Annotated in this window: 13 protein-coding genes and 1 pseudogene; 7 read left to right on the plus strand and 7 right to left on the minus strand. The window is 70.1% G+C overall.

Features of this window, described 5'->3' with window-relative positions; translation table 11 throughout:
• Nucleotides 1-4: 4 nt before the first annotated feature.
• The 3 genes from ACZ4LX_RS10530 to ACZ4LX_RS10540 all read left to right on the plus strand — a co-directional run bounded on the left by ACZ4LX_RS10530 (nt 5) and on the right by ACZ4LX_RS10540 (nt 3198).
• A complete protein-coding gene (locus tag ACZ4LX_RS10530; protein WP_467641136.1) occupies nt 5-1177 on the plus strand; it encodes a sensor histidine kinase in 1173 nt (390 codons plus the stop codon).
• A complete protein-coding gene (locus ACZ4LX_RS10535; protein WP_467640760.1) occupies nt 1174-1905 on the plus strand; it encodes a response regulator in 732 nt (243 codons plus the stop codon). The genes ACZ4LX_RS10530 and ACZ4LX_RS10535 overlap by 4 nt, the downstream gene beginning before the upstream one ends.
• A gap of 84 nt (nt 1906-1989) precedes the next feature.
• Nucleotides 1990-3198 carry a serine hydrolase domain-containing protein gene (locus ACZ4LX_RS10540; RefSeq protein WP_467640763.1) on the plus strand — a complete coding sequence of 403 codons (1209 nt, stop codon included), beginning with the start codon at nt 1990-1992 and terminating at the stop codon, nt 3196-3198.
• Between the two features lie 45 nt (nt 3199-3243).
• Here ACZ4LX_RS10540 and ACZ4LX_RS10545 read toward each other — a convergent pair.
• From ACZ4LX_RS10545 to ACZ4LX_RS10555, 3 genes and pseudogenes are all read right to left on the minus strand, one after another.
• Nucleotides 3244-3738 (minus strand): annotated as a pseudogene (locus tag ACZ4LX_RS10545) (hypothetical protein); the annotation flags it as partial.
• A 54-nt stretch (nt 3739-3792) separates the two neighbouring features.
• Nucleotides 3793-4956 carry an ABC transporter substrate-binding protein gene (locus ACZ4LX_RS10550; protein ID WP_467641139.1) on the minus strand — a complete coding sequence of 388 codons (1164 nt, stop codon included), beginning with the start codon at nt 4954-4956 and terminating at the stop codon, nt 3793-3795.
• Between the two features lie 256 nt (nt 4957-5212).
• Nucleotides 5213-6652, minus strand: a complete 1440-nt coding sequence (locus ACZ4LX_RS10555) for a gamma-aminobutyraldehyde dehydrogenase (RefSeq protein ID WP_467640766.1) — start codon at nt 6650-6652, stop codon at nt 5213-5215.
• 178 nt (nt 6653-6830) lie between these two features.
• Here ACZ4LX_RS10555 and ACZ4LX_RS10560 point away from each other — a divergent pair, with 178 nt between their 5' ends.
• From ACZ4LX_RS10560 to ACZ4LX_RS10575, 4 genes are all read left to right on the plus strand, one after another.
• A complete protein-coding gene (locus ACZ4LX_RS10560) occupies nt 6831-7322 on the plus strand; it encodes an Lrp/AsnC family transcriptional regulator (protein ID WP_467640769.1) in 492 nt (163 codons plus the stop codon).
• Nucleotides 7307-8686 carry an aspartate aminotransferase family protein gene (locus tag ACZ4LX_RS10565; protein WP_467640772.1) on the plus strand — a complete coding sequence of 460 codons (1380 nt, stop codon included), beginning with the start codon at nt 7307-7309 and terminating at the stop codon, nt 8684-8686. Before ACZ4LX_RS10560 ends, ACZ4LX_RS10565 begins: the two co-directional genes overlap by 16 nt.
• Nucleotides 8687-8941: 255 nt before the next feature.
• Nucleotides 8942-9679 carry an ABC transporter ATP-binding protein gene (locus tag ACZ4LX_RS10570; protein WP_467640774.1) on the plus strand — a complete coding sequence of 246 codons (738 nt, stop codon included), beginning with the start codon at nt 8942-8944 and terminating at the stop codon, nt 9677-9679.
• Nucleotides 9661-10842 (plus strand): hypothetical protein, encoded by a 1182-nt coding sequence (locus ACZ4LX_RS10575; RefSeq protein WP_467640777.1) that lies wholly within the window; start codon nt 9661-9663, stop codon nt 10840-10842. The genes ACZ4LX_RS10570 and ACZ4LX_RS10575 overlap by 19 nt, the downstream gene beginning before the upstream one ends.
• Nucleotides 10843-11163: 321 nt before the next feature.
• Here ACZ4LX_RS10575 and ACZ4LX_RS10580 read toward each other — a convergent pair whose 3' ends face one another.
• From ACZ4LX_RS10580 to rlmN, 4 genes are all read right to left on the minus strand, one after another.
• Nucleotides 11164-12189, minus strand: a complete 1026-nt coding sequence (locus ACZ4LX_RS10580; protein ID WP_467640780.1) for an ABC transporter ATP-binding protein — start codon at nt 12187-12189, stop codon at nt 11164-11166.
• A 2-nt stretch (nt 12190-12191) separates the two neighbouring features.
• Complete coding sequence (locus ACZ4LX_RS10585; RefSeq protein ID WP_467641142.1) at nt 12192-13805, minus strand: ABC transporter permease; 1614 nt, start codon at nt 13803-13805, stop codon at nt 12192-12194.
• An 86-nt stretch (nt 13806-13891) separates the two neighbouring features.
• Complete coding sequence (locus ACZ4LX_RS10590; protein WP_467640783.1) at nt 13892-14995, minus strand: thiamine ABC transporter substrate-binding protein; 1104 nt, start codon at nt 14993-14995, stop codon at nt 13892-13894.
• Between the two features lie 239 nt (nt 14996-15234).
• The gene (gene rlmN / locus ACZ4LX_RS10595) at nt 15235-16341 is read right to left on the minus strand and encodes a dual-specificity RNA methyltransferase RlmN (RefSeq protein ID WP_327178246.1); all 1107 of its coding nucleotides are present in this window, start codon (nt 16339-16341) and stop codon (nt 15235-15237) included.
• Nucleotides 16342-16440 lie beyond the last annotated feature (99 nt).

Genomic DNA, 16440 nt, shown 5'->3' on the forward strand with positions numbered 1-16440 from the left:
GCGAGTGCTGCGGCCCGGCCCCCGCGCCGTCGACCTGCTCATCACGCTGCTGGTCCAGGCCGCCGTGACCATGCCGTTCGTCGTCCCACGTGCCCCGGATCTGCCGGACGCGACATGGACGGCGTACGGGCTGACCACCCTGACGGTGCTCCCTCTGGCAGCCCGCCGCCGGGCGCCGGTCGCGGTCCTTCTCGCCGTGCTCATGGCCGGTGGTCTGTACAAGTTCGCCGTGGACGGTCCGGGCCAGCCGCTCCCGTACACCGGCCTGGTGGCCTTCTACACGGTGGCCGAGCTTTCCTCGACGTCGAAGCGGACCGGGATCGCGGCGCTCACGGCGGTGGCGGTGGTGGTCTCCGTCGGACTCGACAGCGACGCGCTCAGGGAGCTGCTGTTCTCCCTGTTCGTGTTCGCCGCGGCCTACGCCTTCGGCCGGCTCGCGGTGACGCGCCAGGCCTATCTGCGGGCGGTGGAGGACCGGGCACGTCAACTGGAGCTGACGCACCGCATCGAGGCGGAACAGGCGGCGGCCCGCGAGCGGGCCCGGATCGCCCGGGAGATGCACGACATCCTGTCCCATGCGGTCAGCCTGATGATCGTGCAGGCGGAGGCCGGTCCGGTGGCGGTCCGTACGGCACCGGAGCGGGCCGAGGCGGCGTTCGACGCGATCTCGGAGGCGGGGCGGGACGCCATGGGCCAGCTGCGCCGCATGCTCGGCGTGCTGCGCGAGGACGGCGAATCGCCGGACGCACCGCGCGAACCGCAGCCCGCGCTGGCCGGGGTGCCCGCGCTGGTCGCCCGGGTGGGCGCGAGTGGCCCGGCGGTCTCGTACGAGGTCACGGGGCGCCCCCGCCCGCCCGGCCTGGCGGTCGAGGCCACCGTCTACCGGATCGTGCAGGAGGCCCTGACGAACGTGGTCAGGCACGCGGCCGCAGGCACGGTCCGCGTGCAACTCGAGCACGGTCCTGAGGCGTTGACCCTCACCATCACCGATGACGGGCGCGGTCCGGGCACCGGCACAGGTCTGGGGCTGGTCGGCATTCGGGAACGGGCAGCCGCCCACGGTGGAACGGCCCGCACCGGCCCGGGGCCCGGCGGCCGGGGGTTCCGGGTCCTGGTGACGATTCCGCGAACGAGGACAGAGGGACAGACAGAGGAACAGGCAGGGGTGGGCAGTTGACGATCCGTGTAGTGGTGGCCGACGACCAGGAGCTGGTGCGCAGCGGCTTCGCGATGATCCTGGACGCACAGCCGGACATCGAGGTGGTGGCCGAGGCGGGTGACGGCGCCGCGGCGGTCGAGGCGGTACAGCGGCTGGCGCCCGAAGTGGCGCTGCTCGACATCCGGATGCCCGGAACGGACGGGATCGAGGCCTGCCGCGCCATCACCGCGAGGAGCGCCTGCCGGACGGTCATGCTGACCACCTTCGACTCCGACGAGTACGTCTACGAGGCGCTGCACGCGGGTGCCAGCGGCTTTCTGCTCAAGGACGTCCGCCGCGACGACCTGGTGCACGCGGTACGAGTGGTGGCGGCCGGGGACTCACTGCTGGCGCCCTCGGTGGCCCGTCGGCTGATCGCCGAGTACACCTCGCGTCCGCCCGCCGCCGTGGCCGCGGAGCCCTCCGCCCGCCTGGACGTGCTGACCGCACGGGAGCGCGAGACGCTGCTCCAGCTGGCGCGCGGGCTGTCCAACGCGGAGATAGCGGCGGCGCTGTTCGTCAGCGAGCACACGGTGAAGACGCATGTCGGCAACGTGCTCTCCAAACTCGGGCTGCGCGACCGGATCCAGGCGGTGATCTGCGCGTACGAGTGCGGTGTCGTCTCTCCCTCCGCGGAGGGAGGTCCGGTCCTCTCCTCCCCCGCGCAGGGGAGGAGGCCTCCCCCGGAGAAACCCCCGGCCGGGTGATCCGCCCGGAGGTGTGGATCAACAGGATGGAATCCGTCAGCAGTTGACGGATCCACCGGATTCCACGCCCAGGAGGCACCGGACATGAACACCCGTACGTCCCGCACCGTCATCGCGGCAGCACTGCCGGCCGCGCTGCTCCTCGGCCTCGCCGCGGCCCCCGCCTCACCGGCCCTGGCGGCCTCTTCCCCGGTGGGGGGCCGGAGCGCGCTGTGGTCACCGGCAGCCGAGGCGCCGGACGGCGAGGCGCTGCGGGCCGCGATCCAGGGGCTCCCGGCGGCCGACGCCACGGCCGCGCTGGTGCGCGTCTCGGGCACCGCCGGCGTCTGGCGGGGCAGCTCCGGCGTTCATGACCTGGCGTCCGGGCGGCCTGCAGACCCGGCCGGCCGGTTCCGGGCCGGCTCGGTCACCAAGGTGTTCACGGCGGCCGTCGTGCTGCAACTGGCGGGCGAGGGCAGGATCGGCCTCGACCGTCCCGTCCGGCGTTATCTGCCGGACCTGATTCCGGCGGCCTACTCGAAAGTTACGGTGCGCCAGCTGCTGAATCACACGAGCGGGATCCCGTCCGTCGGCTCGGACGACGGCGACACGCTGGAGGACTGGTACGCACACCGCTTCGACGTGACCGACCCGGAGGACGTCGTACGCGAAGCAACCGCGCGGAAGCCGGACTTCGCGCCCGGCACCCAGCAGCACTACGCCAACATCGGCTACACCGTGGCGGGCCTGCTGATCGAGCGCGTCACGGGCGGCTCGTACGCCTCCGAGGTCTCCCGCCGTGTCCTGAGGCCCCTGGGTCTGAAGGACACCTGCTTCCCCGGCACCGACCCGACGATCCGGGGGCCGCACAACCACGGCTACCAGATCTTCGGCACCGAAGGCGAACTGCGCGATGTCACGGTGTGGGGGGTGAGCGACGCCTGGGCCGCGGGGGACCTGATCTCGACCACCGCCGATCTGGAGCGGTTCACCCGGGCTCTGTTCGGCGGGCGGGTGGTGCGCGGACCACTGCTGGAGGAGATGTTCACGCTGCCGGATCCGTCGGTGCGCGAGTTCGGCACGGGCAAGCCCGCCGTGTTCGGCGCGGGCCTCTCCGTCATGAAGCTCGGCGGGCGCGAGATCTGGGGCAAGACGGGCGGCCGCTGGGGCTACAACACGGCCATCGGAGCAACCCGTGACCTCTCGCGGACCCTGGTCTACAGCGTCAACTCGAACGATGCGAAGGGCAAGGACATGAATGCGACGGCGATGGACATAGTGGTGGCCGCCTTCGGCGCCCCGTCCGCTCCGTGACTCAGACCGCCGGAACGCTCTCCTGGGCGGGCACCGGTGTCCGCTCATGACCTCCAACTGTTTGATCTTGCGGTGCACGACCAGCAGCGGGATCACCCCGAAGAAGCCGAATGACATGTCGATGACCGACCACCAGAAGGGAATGTCGCGGATGGGTCCGCAGATCAGCGCGAGCGGGATGATTCCGGCGCAGGCGATCATGCCGAACTCGACGACCCAGATGTTGCGGACCGGATCGCGGTAGGGACCGTAGAAGGCGACCGCGATCACAAGATGGGCGAAGGCCAGCCAGTCGGTGCCGTAGAGCACGAAGGGGTACTCGGCGTCGGCCGTGTCGAGCCCGGTCCGGACGCGGGTGATCCACTCCATCAGGGCCGGAAAGTGCTCGGGGACGGGCGAGGCGGAGGAGGTCAGCAGGTCCTCGGCCCACCGCAGTTCATGGACGAGCGGAAAGGCGGTCAGCCCGCTCAGAACCAGACAGACGATGAAGACGGCCAACCACACGCGTATACGCCTCCGCAAGACGCGTCGCTCGCTCATGCCAGGCAGCGTATGCCTGGGTTCACCTCTCCCTCACACCACCCCGGCACGACTTCACAAACCGACGATCGAGTTCCACTTCTTGGCGAATTCCGTGCGTTCCTCGGACGTGATGTCGCGGGCGATGGCGAGCCGCTTGCGCATGGCGTCGTCGGGGAAGATCAGTGGATCCTCGGCCAGCGCGGCGGTCTCCTCGTCCTTGGAGGAGGCGAGCACCTCGCGGGCGGCCGGCACTGGGCAGACGTAGTTGACCCAGGTGGCGAGTTCGGCGGCGACCTCGGGCTCGTAGTAGTAGTCGACGAGCTTCTCCGCATTGCGCTTGTGGCGGGCGAGGTTGGGGATCATGAGGGACTCCGCCCAGAGTTCGGCCCCTTCCTCCGGCACCACGAATTCGATCTCGGGATTGTCCGCCTGGAGCTGGATGACGTCACCGGAGTAGGCCTGGCAGGCGAGAACGTCGCCGGTGGAGAGATCCTTGATGTAGTCGTTGCCGGTGAAGCGGCGGATGTGCTTGCTCTTCACCAGCTTCTCCACCTGGTCGCAGATGGCGTAGAAGTCGTCGCGCTTCCAGCGGGTGATGTCGACGCCGTTGCCCTGCATCAGCAGCGCGAAGGACTCGTCGAGACCGGACAGCAGGGTGACCTTGCCGCGCAGGTCGTCCGCCCACAGGTCACTCATGTGCCTGATCTCCCGGCCCAGCTTCTTGCGGTTGTACGCGATGCCGGTGATCCCGGACTGCCAGGGCACGCTGTGCGTACGGCCCTTGTCGAAGGCGGGCGAGCGCAGTTGCGGGTCGAGGTACTTCGTCACATTGGGCTGCTTCGCCCGGTCCATCTCCTGGACCCAGCCGAGCCGGACGAAACGCGCGGCCATCCAGTCGCTGATGACGATCAGGTCCCGGCCGGTCCGCTGGTGGTTCATCAGCGCCGGGCTGATCTTGCCGAAGAACTCGTCGTTGTCGTTGATCTCCTCGGTGTAAGTGACGGAGATGCCGGTCCGCTTGCTGAACGCGTCGAGGGTGGGCCGCTTCGACTCGTTCTCGTCGTCGGTGTCGATGTAGAGGGGCCAGTTGGCGAAGTGAAGGGTGTGGTCGCCTGCGGAGTAGTCGCGTCCGGCACGGTCACCCGGCTCCACGTAGGCGGCGGGGACTCCGCAGCCGGCCAGCGTGACGCCGGCCGCTCCCGCCCCGAAGACGCGGAGCAGGGACCGGCGGGACATGGGGTGGTTCGGGATCGCTCGCACCTGCGCAGAATGCCTGTCCGCCGGTGCGGCAGACAATGGACCAACCGTCCAGCGGCGGCGGCTCCCCGCGCACACCCTGTCGAGGGCGGCCTTGCCCAGCGGTACGGATGCCTGCCGCACCGCAGAGCTGCCGTACGGATGCCCGCGGTACGGGTACGGCCCCCGGGCACTCGCACAGTGCGCCCGGGGGCCCTGTCGCTACCCGTCCGTACCCGTACCCGGACCGCGGCGGTCAGCCGTCGAGCGAGGTCATGACGTGCTTGATGCGGGTGTAGTCCTCGAAGCCGTAGGCGGAGAGGTCCTTGCCGTAGCCGGACTTCTTGAATCCGCCGTGCGGCATCTCGGCGACGAGCGGGATGTGGGTGTTGATCCACACGCAGCCGAAGTCGAGGTTCTTGGACATCCGCATGGCCCGGGCGTGGTCCTTGGTCCACACCGAGGAGGCCAGCGCGTACTCGACGCCGTTCGCCCACTCCAGGGCCTGGGCCTCGTCCGTGAAGGACTGGACGGTGATGACCGGGCCGAAGACCTCGTTCTGGATGATCTCGTCGTCCTGCTTGAGCCCGGACACGACGGTCGGGGCGTAGAAGTACCCCTTGTCGCCGACCCGGTGGCCGCCCGCCTCGACCTTGGCGTGGGCGGGAAGCCGCTCGATGAAGCCGCTGACCTGGGCCAGCTGGTTGGCGTTGTTGAGCGGGCCGTAGAGCACGTCCTCGTCGTCCGGCTGCCCGGTCTTCGTGTCGGTGGCGGCCTTGGCCAGCGCGGCCACGAACTCGTCGTGGATCGACTCGTGGACGAGCACCCGGGTCGCGGCGGTGCAGTCCTGTCCGGCGTTGAAGTAGCCCGCGACGGAGATGTCCTCGACGGCCTTGGCGATGTCGGTGTCCTCGAAGACGACGACGGGGGCCTTCCCGCCGAGCTCCAGATGGACTCGCTTGACGTCCTTGGCCGCGGACTCGGCGACCTGCATCCCGGCCCGTACCGAACCGGTGATGGAGGCCATCGCCGGGGTCCGGTGCTCCACCATCGCGCGGCCGGTGTCACGGTCGCCGCAGATGACGTTGAAGACGCCCTTCGGCAGGATCTGCCCGATGATCTCGGCGATCAGCACGGTGGACGCCGGGGTGGTGTCGGACGGCTTGATGACGACGGTGTTGCCCGCGGCGAGCGCCGGGGCGAACTTCCACACGGCCATCATCATCGGGTAGTTCCAGGGCGCGACCTGCGCGCAGACACCGACCGGCTCGCGGCGGACGATGGAGGTCAGCCCCTCCATGTACTCGCCGGCCGAGCGGCCCTCCAGGAGCCGGGCGGCGCCCGCGAAGAAGCGGATCTGGTCCACCATCGGCGGAATCTCTTCGGTCCGGGTCAGCCCGAGCGGCTTGCCGGTGTTCTCGGACTCGGCAGCGATGAGGTCCTCGGCACGCTCCTCGAAGGCATCCGCGATCTTCAGCAGGGCACGCTGACGCTCGGCGGGCGTGGCATCGCGCCACGCGGGGAAGGCCGCCGCGGCAGCTTCCATGGCGGCATCGACGTCGGCCCCGCCGGACAGCGGGGAGGTCGCGTAGACCTCCTCCGTCACCGGGTTGACCACATCGATGGTCCGCCCGTCGGCGGCGTCCCGGAATTCTCCGTTGATGTAGTTGCGCAGACGGCGCACCTCGGTGGTCACAACCACCCCTCCTGTCGACACGTCCAATGGGTGAGACTTCCAGCCTAGTCGCATGGGTAACGGTTTCGACATGCCCAACCGCTGCCAACTTCGGATTCAGTGATATCTGAGCCCTTCGACAACGAATTTCATCGATCCGGGGTTGCGAGACAGACGAGTCCCGGTGCAGAGTGGCCACGTGGCCAGTCGCAGCGCAGACTCCAGGACCGGGAACGGATCGTCCCCAGCGGTCGATGCCGTGTCCCTCGCGATCATCGAGCAGCTCCAGGAGGACGGGCGCCGCCCGTACGCCGCGATCGGCAAGGCCGTAGGCCTCTCCGAGGCGGCTGTCCGGCAGCGCGTCCAGAAGCTGCTCGACCAGGGCGTGATGCAGATCGTCGCCGTCACCGACCCGCTCACCGTGGGGTTCCGGCGGCAGGCCATGGTCGGGATCAATGTCGAGGGCGAACTCGACCCCGTCGCGGAGGCGCTGTCGGCCATGACCGAATGCGAGTACGTGGTGATGACCGCCGGTTCCTTCGACCTGATGGTGGAGATCGTCTGCGAGGACGACGACCACCTGCTGGAGACGATCAGCAAACGCATCCGGGCCATACCCGGCGTGCGCTCCACCGAGAGCTTCGTCTACCTCAAGCTCAAGAAGCAGACCTATATGTGGGGAACCCGATAGCCGTGAGCAAGGACCTCAGCCGGACCGCGTACGACCACCTGTGGATGCACTTCACCCGCATGTCGGACTACGAGAACGCGCCCGTTCCCACCATCGTGCGTGGCGAGGGCACCTACATCTACGACGCCCAGGGCAAGCGCTACCTCGACGGCCTGTCAGGCCTGTTCGTGGTCAACGCCGGCCACGGCCGCCACGAGCTCGCCGAGGCCGCCTACAAGCAGGCCCAGGAACTGTCCTTCTTCCCGGTGTGGTCCTACGCCCACCCGAAGGCCGTCGAGCTGGCCGAGCGCCTCGCCGGCTACGCCCCGGGCGACCTCAACAAGGTGTTCTTCACCACCGGTGGCGGCGAGGCCGTCGAGACCGCCTGGAAGCTGGCCAAGCAGTACTTCAAGCTCAAGGGCAAGCCGACCAAGTACAAGGTCATCTCGCGTGCGGTCGCCTACCACGGCACCCCGCAGGGCGCCCTGTCCATCACCGGTCTGCCGGCCCTCAAGGCCCCGTTCGAGCCACTGGTCCCCGGTGCGCACAAGGTGCCGAACACGAACATCTACCGCGCCCCGATCCACGGCGACAACCCGGAGGCCTTCGGCCGCTGGGCCGCCGACCAGATCGAGCAGGAGATCCTCTTCGAGGGCCCGGACACCGTCGCGGCCGTCTTCCTGGAGCCCGTGCAGAACGCCGGCGGCTGCTTCCCTCCGCCGCCCGGCTACTTCCAGCGCGTCCGCGAGATCTGCGACAAGTACGACGTGCTGCTCGTCTCCGACGAGGTCATCTGCGCGTTCGGCCGTCTCGGCACGATGTTCGCCTGCGACAAGTTCGGCTACGTGCCGGACATGATCACCTGCGCCAAGGGCATGACCTCGGGCTACTCGCCCATCGGTGCCTGCATCGTCTCGGACCGGCTCGCCGAGCCGTTCTACGAGGGTGACAACACCTTCCTGCACGGCTACACCTTCGGCGGCCACCCGGTCTCCGCCGCTGTCGGCCTCGCCAACCTCGACATCTTCGAGCGCGAGGGCCTCAACCAGCACGTCCTCGACAACGAGAACGCCTTCTTCACCACGCTCCAGAAGCTGCTCGACCTGCCGATCGTGGGCGACGTCCGCGGCAACGGCTTCTTCTACGGCATCGAGCTGGTGAAGGACAAGACGACCAAGGAGACGTTCACCGACGAGGAGACCGAGCGGGTCCTGTACGGCTTCCTCTCCAAGGCACTGTACGACAACGGCCTTTACTGCCGGGCCGACGACCGGGGCGACCCGGTCGTGCAGCTCGCACCGCCGCTGATCTCCGAGCAGTCCACGTTCGACGAGATCGAGGGCATCCTGCGGTCCGTCCTGACGGAAGCCTGGACGAAGCTCTGAGCATTAGCCCGGACGGCCCCCTCTGCCGGTACCGGTTCGCCCCGGCCCTGCCGTCCCGCGACGGGCTCCCGGCGGTCATTTCATACGGTCCACGCGGCCCGGATGCGCCCATTCGAGTGGGAAGAAGCGCACCCGGGCCGCGTGCTGTGCGCACACCGCGATCCGAATCCCTACGGTGCCGAGTGACCGATCGGCCCCGCCTTCGTTCCCTCGTACGGGGGAACGGGATATCTGATCTGAACCGAGGTGTACGCCATGGTGGCCCCGCCGGACAACGACGTGATCTGGGCACGTTCCCTGCAGCACTCCCACAACGGCTCACCCGCGCTCGGCGGGGTCTCCCTGGGAATCCGCGACGGCGAGATCCTCGCCGTGACCGGCCCGCGCGGCAGCGGCAAGACGACTCTGCTGCACTGCCTCTCCGGCCAGCTGGTACCCCAGCAGGGCGAGGTGTGGTTCAACAGCGTCCCCGTCCACACCATGGGCCCGCGCCTGCGTGAGCGGCTGCGCCGCGACAGGTTCGGGTGGATCGCCCCCGAACCCCAGCTCGTCCCGGAACTGAACACCTGGGAGAACACCGCCCTGCCACTGCTGCTGCGCGGCACCCCGCACCGCGAGGCCAGGAAGGCCGCCATGGAGTGGCTGGAGCGCCTCGACATCGGCATGTGCGCGCGGAAACGGCCGCACACCCTCCAGCAGGCCCAGCGGCAGCGGATCTCGGTGGCCCGCGCCCTGGCCGCCGGGCCCTCGGTGATCTTCGCCGACGAGCCGACCGCCACGCTGCACCGCACCGACCGCGCTCATGTCCTGCGCACCCTCACGAGCGCGGCCCGGTCCCACGGCATCACGGTGGTGCTCGCCACGCACGACCTGGAGACCGCTGCACTCGCCGACCGCGTGGTGCCGCTGCTGGACGGGCGCCGGGTCGCCACGGTCGCCCTGCCCGCCGTGACCGATGCGGAGGGCCGCGCGGCGTGCTCGCTCTCCGTCTAGCCCGCGGTTCCCATCCACTGGTCCTGATGCGGCGGCTGCTCGTCGCGGCCGCCTCCGCCGGGGTCGGCTTCCTCCTGCTGTGCACGCTCGGTTACGCCTCGGGACACCCGGCCCAATCCGCCGGCTCCGTGCTGCGTCTGCTGTGGTGCTTCGTACCGCTGGCCGCCACGGTGCAGTTCGCGGTCGCGGTGGCCCGTACGGACCCGAGCACCCGGCCACGCGCCGGACTGTCGGCCGTCGGCCTCGGCCCGGTACGGCTCAGCGTGCTCGCCGCGGTCTCCACCGCCGTCTCGTGCGCCCTCGGCTCGATGGTGGCGCTGCTCTTCTTCCTCCACCTGCGCGGTGACCTGTCCGGACTGCCCTTCGACGGTGCCGCTGCCGGGCTCCTCAACGCCGAGGCGCCGCTGCCGCCGGCCGCCGTCCTCGTCCTGCTGGCCCTCTTGCCCGTCGCCGCCGCGACGGCGAGCGCCCTGGCCCTTCGGACCAGCCCGGTGCGGGCCACGGCTGTGGAGGACACCGAGGACCTGCTGCCCGGGAAGCAGACCCCGGCACCCGCCGCACCACCCGCCGGGCTGCCGTGGGGCGTGGCCCTGACCGCCGCAGGACTCGCCGTGGAAGCGTACGCGAACCGTGGTTCGACGGGCAGCGCCTTCCCCCTCCCGGGAAAGCTCGACTCCACGCCGGCCTGGGTGCTCGTCGGGTGGACCCTCACAGCGATCGGCCTGGCCACGGCAGGCCCTGGACTGACCTACCTGTGCGGGCGACTGCTCCAGGCGGTACGCCCCGGAGCCGTACGCCTGCTGGCGGGCCGGGTCCTGATGAACGAGGCGCGCCGGATCGGCCGGCCGCTGGGGGTCGTCTGCGCCGTCCTCTCCGCGATCGTCGCCGCGTTCGCGCTGTACGGGACGGGACCGCGGCCGTTCGGCCCGCTCACCGCGCTCGGCGCCCTGCTGGTCATCGGCTGCACCACCGCGACGCTCCTGACGTCGGCGCTGGAGGCGAAGCAGGCCCGTGCGGAGACGGCTCGGACGCTGCTGCGGCTCGGCGCACCCGCGTCGGCGCTGCGCGCGGCGACAGCGCTGCGGGCGGCCGCCCTGCTCCTCGTCTTCGCCCCACTGACCTGGGCAATCGCCGAGCTGGCCGCACTGCCGCTGACTGCCTGACCAGGACCCGGCCTGGGCATCGTTCCCGGCCGGGTCCGCCTACGGCGGCTCCGCGCGCGGGGGCTCAGGTCGGTGGCACGAGGGGCGTGGAGAGACCGGCAGCCGGCGCTCCCGCACGCGGCGCCGAGATCGAATCGCTCCCCGCATTCGGCGCGGCGGCAGCCGTCGGCGCATGTGACGGGCCACCGCGTCCAGTCCGTCGATCTGACGGACCGCGGCGCGGCGCTGTACGAAGGCGGGCGCGGGGTGACGCCCGACGCAGAATGTGCCCGGGATCCGCCCCCGCGGCCCCGGCCCGGGCAGCCGGTGCCCCGTGCGGAGTCAGCGGCCGGCGGGCAGCACGACGCTCTCCGCGGCGGCGAAGGTGACGCCGACCCGCGCGCCCTCGTCCGGGGCACCGCTCAGCGGGCACTCCGCGTCCAGGACCGGCCCGCGGTCGGGGTGCAGCTTCACAGCCACATGGTTGCCGCGGAAGGTGCGCGCGCCCACGGTGCAGGGCAGACCGTCCCGCTCGCCGCCGATCAGGACCCCGGCAGGCCGCACCAGCAGGTCGCACGCTCCCTGCGGCGATCCCGCCGGCACCGGCACCCGGCCCCAGTCCGTGACCGCGGCCTCGCCGGCGACCATCGCGTCCACCACGTTGTCGAAGCCGAGGAACCGGGCGACGAAGGCGGAGGCGGGACGCTGCCAGACCTCCAGCGGGGTGCCCACCTGGGCGATGCGTCCGTCGCGCATCACGACCACCCGGTCGGCGAGCGCGAAGGCCTCTCCCTGGTCGTGGGTGACGGCGAGCACCGTCGTACCCAGCCTGCCGAAGAGCGTGCGCAGTTCGACGACGAGCCGTTCGCGCAGACCGCGGTCCAGCTGGCCGAGCGGTTCGTCCAGCATCAGCAGTTTGGGGCGGGGGGCGAGGGCCCTGGCGAGGGCGACGCGCTGTTGCTCGCCGCCCGAGAGCGCTGCGACGGCCCGGCGCTCGGCTCCGGCCAGGCCCACCAGGTCGAGGAGTTCGGCGACCCTGCGGTCCTGCTCCGCCCGCTTCACACCGTGCATCCGCAGGCCGAAGGCGACGTTGGCACCGACGTCGCGGTGCGGGAACAGCTGGTGGTCCTGGAACATCAGGCCGAGGCCGCGCCGGTGCACGGGCACGCCGTCCTGGTCCGCGCCGTCGAGCAGTACCCGTCCGTCATCGGCCTGCTGGAGACCGGCGACGACACGCAGCAGGGTCGACTTCCCGCTGCCGCTCGGTCCGAGGACGCAGACGATCTCGTGTTCCGCGACCTCCAGGTCCACGGCGTCGAGCGCTGCGCGGTCACCGAAGCGCACGGTGGCCGATTCAAGTGTCAGCATCTCTAGAACTCCCCGGATCGGTCGGTGCGGATGCGTTCGAGCAGCAGCAGGGACACCGCGCACACGAGCATCAGGATGGTGCTGAGGGCCATCGCCTGGCCGTAGTTGAGCTCTCCGGACCGGCCAAGGAGCCGGGCGACGGCAACCGGGAGGGTCGGGTTGTCGGGCCGCGCGATGAAGACCGTGGCACCGAACTCACCGAGGGAAACGGCGAAGGCGAAACCGGCGGCTACCAGCAGTGCACGGCGCACGAGCGGCAGGTCCACCTCCCGCCAGGCCCGCCACGGCGATGCGCCGAGCACCGCGGCCGCCTCACGCAGCCGCCCGTCCACCGCTCTGAGGACCGGCAGCATGGTGCGTACGACGAAGGGCACCCCCACCAGCGCCTGGGCGAGCGGTACCAGGATCCAGGAGGTCCGCAGATCCAGCGGCGGCTTGTCGAGAGTGATCAGGAACCCGAAGCCGACGGTGACGGCGGAGACACCGAGCGGCAGCATCAGCAGCGCGTCGAACCCCCGGACGAGCCGGCCCGCCTTCCTGGTCAGGGCCGCCGCGGCCAGTCCCCCGACTGCCAGGGCGATGAGGGTCGCGACCAGGGCGTAGCGCAGCGAGTTCCCGATCGCTTCGAGGGGCGCGGCCAGGAACGTACCGCTGTTCGCCTCCGCCGAGCCGAGCGCGCGGTAGAACGCGAATCCATGCCCGCCGGACACATCGAGCGACCGCTCCACCAGGACGGCCAGGGGCAGCAGGATCAGGACCAGTACGGTCAGCAGCACCCCGCCGAGCAGCGTCCACTGCGCCGCGCCGCGTGGCCTGCGGGCCGTCCGCGCCGGGTCGACGAGTTTCAGCGCGGTCTCCCTGCGCCGCACGGTCCAGGCGTGCACGGCGAGGACACCGCCGACCGCGGCGAACTGCACCAGGGTCAGGACCGCGGCCGTGGGCAGGGCCAGCAGCTGTGCGGTCTGCCGGTAGATCTCCACCTCCAGCGTGGAGAATCCGGGGCCGCCGAGGATCTGGACGACACCGAAGGAGGTGAAGGTGAAGAGGAAGACCATCAGCGCGGCGGCGGCCACGGCGGGGGCGAGCGCCGGAAGGGTGACACGCCGCCAGGCGGCGAACCGCCCGGCGCCCAGGACCCGTGCGGCCTCCTCCTGCCGGGGGTCGAGCTGCGACCAGAGCCCGCCGACAGTACGCACGACGACGGCGTAGTTGAAGAAGACATGTGCCAGCAGAATCGCCCACACCGTGGTGTCGAGCCTTACACCCCACAGCTCGTCGAGCAGCCCGCCGCGCCCCAGCAACGCGAGGAACGCGGTACCCACGACGACGGTCGGCAGAACGAACGGCACGGTGACGACCGCCCGCAGCAGCTGTTTGCCCGGGAAGTCGAACCGGGCGAACACATAGGCACCCGGCAGCGCGATCAGCAGGGTCAGAGCGGTTGAGGCGAGCGCCTGCCAGAAGGTGAACCGGAGGACGTCCTGGATGTCCGGCCGGCTCAGTACCTCGCCGAACCGTCCGAACTGCCATACCCCGTCGGCCTTGAGCCCGCGTCCGACGATCGCGACGACGGGGTAGGCGAAGAACAGCGCGAAGAACGCCACGGGGACGGCCATCAGACCGAGCCGCACCGCGCTCCCCCGCAGCGACCGGGCGCGCGCGGCCCTCCCGCGCGCGCCCGGTCCGCGTACGGGAGTCCTCGCTACTTCACTACGAGCGAGGACCATGACTGGACCCACTGCTCACGGTTCTTGGCGATCGTGTCCGGGGCGACGGTCGCCGGCTTGTCGGCGGTGGCACCGAACTCGGTGAACAGCTCCGGCACCTTCGCGTCCTTCGTGACCGGGCTGACGAACATGTTGAGCGGCATGTCCTCCTGGAACTTCTTGCTGATCAGGAAGTCCAGCAGGGCCTTTCCGCCCGCCTCGTTCTTCGCCCCGTCGAGCAGGCCCGCGAACTCGATCTGGCGGAAGCACGTCCCGGTGGCGACGCCGGTCGGAGCGGTCTTCGGCTGCGGGTCCGCGTACAGCACCTCGACGGGCGGGCTGGAGGCGTAACTGACGACCAGCGGCCGGTCGGCCTTCGTCTTCTTCCCGCCGGCGGAACCGGAGAACTCCTCGTTGTAGGCCTGCTCCCAGCCGTCGACGACCTTGACGCCGTTGTCCTTCAGCTTCTTCCAGTAGTCCTGGTAGCCGTCCTCGCCATAGGTGGCGACGGTGCCGAGGAGGAAGCCCAGACCGGGCGAGGAGGTCGCCGCGTTCTCCGTGACGAGCAGGTTCTTGTACGCGGGCTTCGCCAGGTCGTCGAAGGTCTTCGGCGGCGCGAGCTTCTTGTCCGCGAAGTACTTCTTGTCGTAGTTGACGCAGATGTCGCCGGTGTCGACCGGGGTGACCCGGTGCTTGCCCGCGTCCAGCTGGACATCGGACGCGACGCGGTCGATGCCCTTGGCCTCGTACGGCGTGAACAGACCGTTGTCGAGGGCACGCGAGAGCAGGGTGTTGTCGACTCCGAAGAACACATCGCCGCGGGGCGAGCCCTTGGTCAGGATCTCCTGGTTGAGGGCGGCGCCCGCGTCCCCGCTCTTCAGCACCTTGACGGTGTAGCCGGTCTGCCGGGTGAACTCCTTCAGCACGTCCTTGGAGGCATTGAAGGAGTCGTGGCTGACGAGGGTGACGGTCTTGGAGCCGGAGCCCTTGGTCCCGCCGCTGCCGGCGGCCGGGTCGTGGGAGCTTCCGCAACCTGCGAGCGCGGTCGCGCCGAGCGCGGCGGCGACAGCCGTCACCGCGATCTTCTTGGTGGTGCTCATGTGATTCCTCCTGGGCATGACCAGGAAGAGACGCGGCCCTGCCCGCACCGGTCGAAACCGGAAGCGGGCAGGGCGCAACAGCTTGAGTAATGTCCGAACTTCCTACCCGGAATGACCCGGGCGAGGTTCAGAGGGTCTGCGGCCAACCTGTCCTCGGTGCCGCACTCTCAGCGCTGTGGCGCTCCCCTGTCGGAATATGAAGTTGATTTCGATCCCAGGCTACACGCCCGGTTTCGGCCTCAGCGCTCGGCTGCCGCCAGCTGTCCGCAGGCCCCGTCGATCTCCTGGCCGCGGGTGTCCCGGACGGTCACCGGAACTCCGTGGGCGGCGATCGCCTCGACGAACGCCTTCTCGTCCTCGGGCCGCGAGGCGGTCCACTTCGAGCCGGGCGTCGGGTTCAGCGGGATCAGGTTGACGTGGACCCGCTTGCCCTTGAGGAGCCGGCCGAGCCGGTCACCCCGCCAGGCCTGGTCGTTGATGTCGCGGATCAGCGCGTACTCGATGGAGATACGGCGGCCGGACTTCTCCGCGTACTCCCACGCGGCATCCAGTACCTCGCGGACCTTCCACCGGGTGTTCACCGGCACGAGGGTGTCGCGCAACTCGTCGTCCGGGGCGTGCAGCGAGACGGCGAGACGGCACTTGAAGCCCTCGTCGGCGAAGCGGAGCATCGCGGGGACGAGACCGACGGTGGAGACGGTGATCCCACGCTGCGAGAGCCCCAGGCCGTCGGGCTCGGGGTCGGTCAGCCGGCGGATCGCGCCGACCACGCGGTTGTAGTTGGCGAGCGGCTCGCCCATGCCCATGAAGACGATGTTGGAGAGCCGGGCCGGGCCACCCGGGACCTCGCCGTCGCGCAGGGCGCGCATGCCGTCGACGATCTGGTGGACGATCTCCGCGGTGGAGAGGTTCCGGTCGAGACCGGCCTGCCCGGTGGCGCAGAACGGGCAGTTCATGCCGCAGCCGGCCTGTGAGGAGATGCACATGGTGACGCGCTCGGGGTAGCGCATCAGGACGGACTCGACCAGCGTCCCGTCATGCAGCTTCCACAGCGTCTTGCGAGTGGTGTCGTCGTCGCAGCTGATGTGCCGCACCACGGACATCAGGTCGGGGAACAACGCCTCGGCGAGCTTGTCCCGCGATCCGGCCGGGATGTTGGTCCACTCCGACGGGTCGTGCGCGTACCGCGCGAAGTAGTGCTGCGAGAGCTGCTGCGCGCGGAAGGGCTTCTCGCCGGTCGCGGCGACGGCTTCCTTGCGCTCGGCGGGCGTGAGGTCGGCGAGGTGCCGCGGCGGCTTCTTGGCTCCGCGGGGCGCGACGAAAGTGAGTTCTCCGGGCTTAGGCATGGTTCATCCAGTGTCGCAGACAGAACAGTGAGGGCCCGCCGCCCTGTGGACAACGGACCCTCACTCGTAAAAACGCAGGTCAGAAGCGGTACCCCTGGA

The sequence above is a fragment of the Streptomyces sp. NPDC026062 genome (assembly GCF_055568375.1).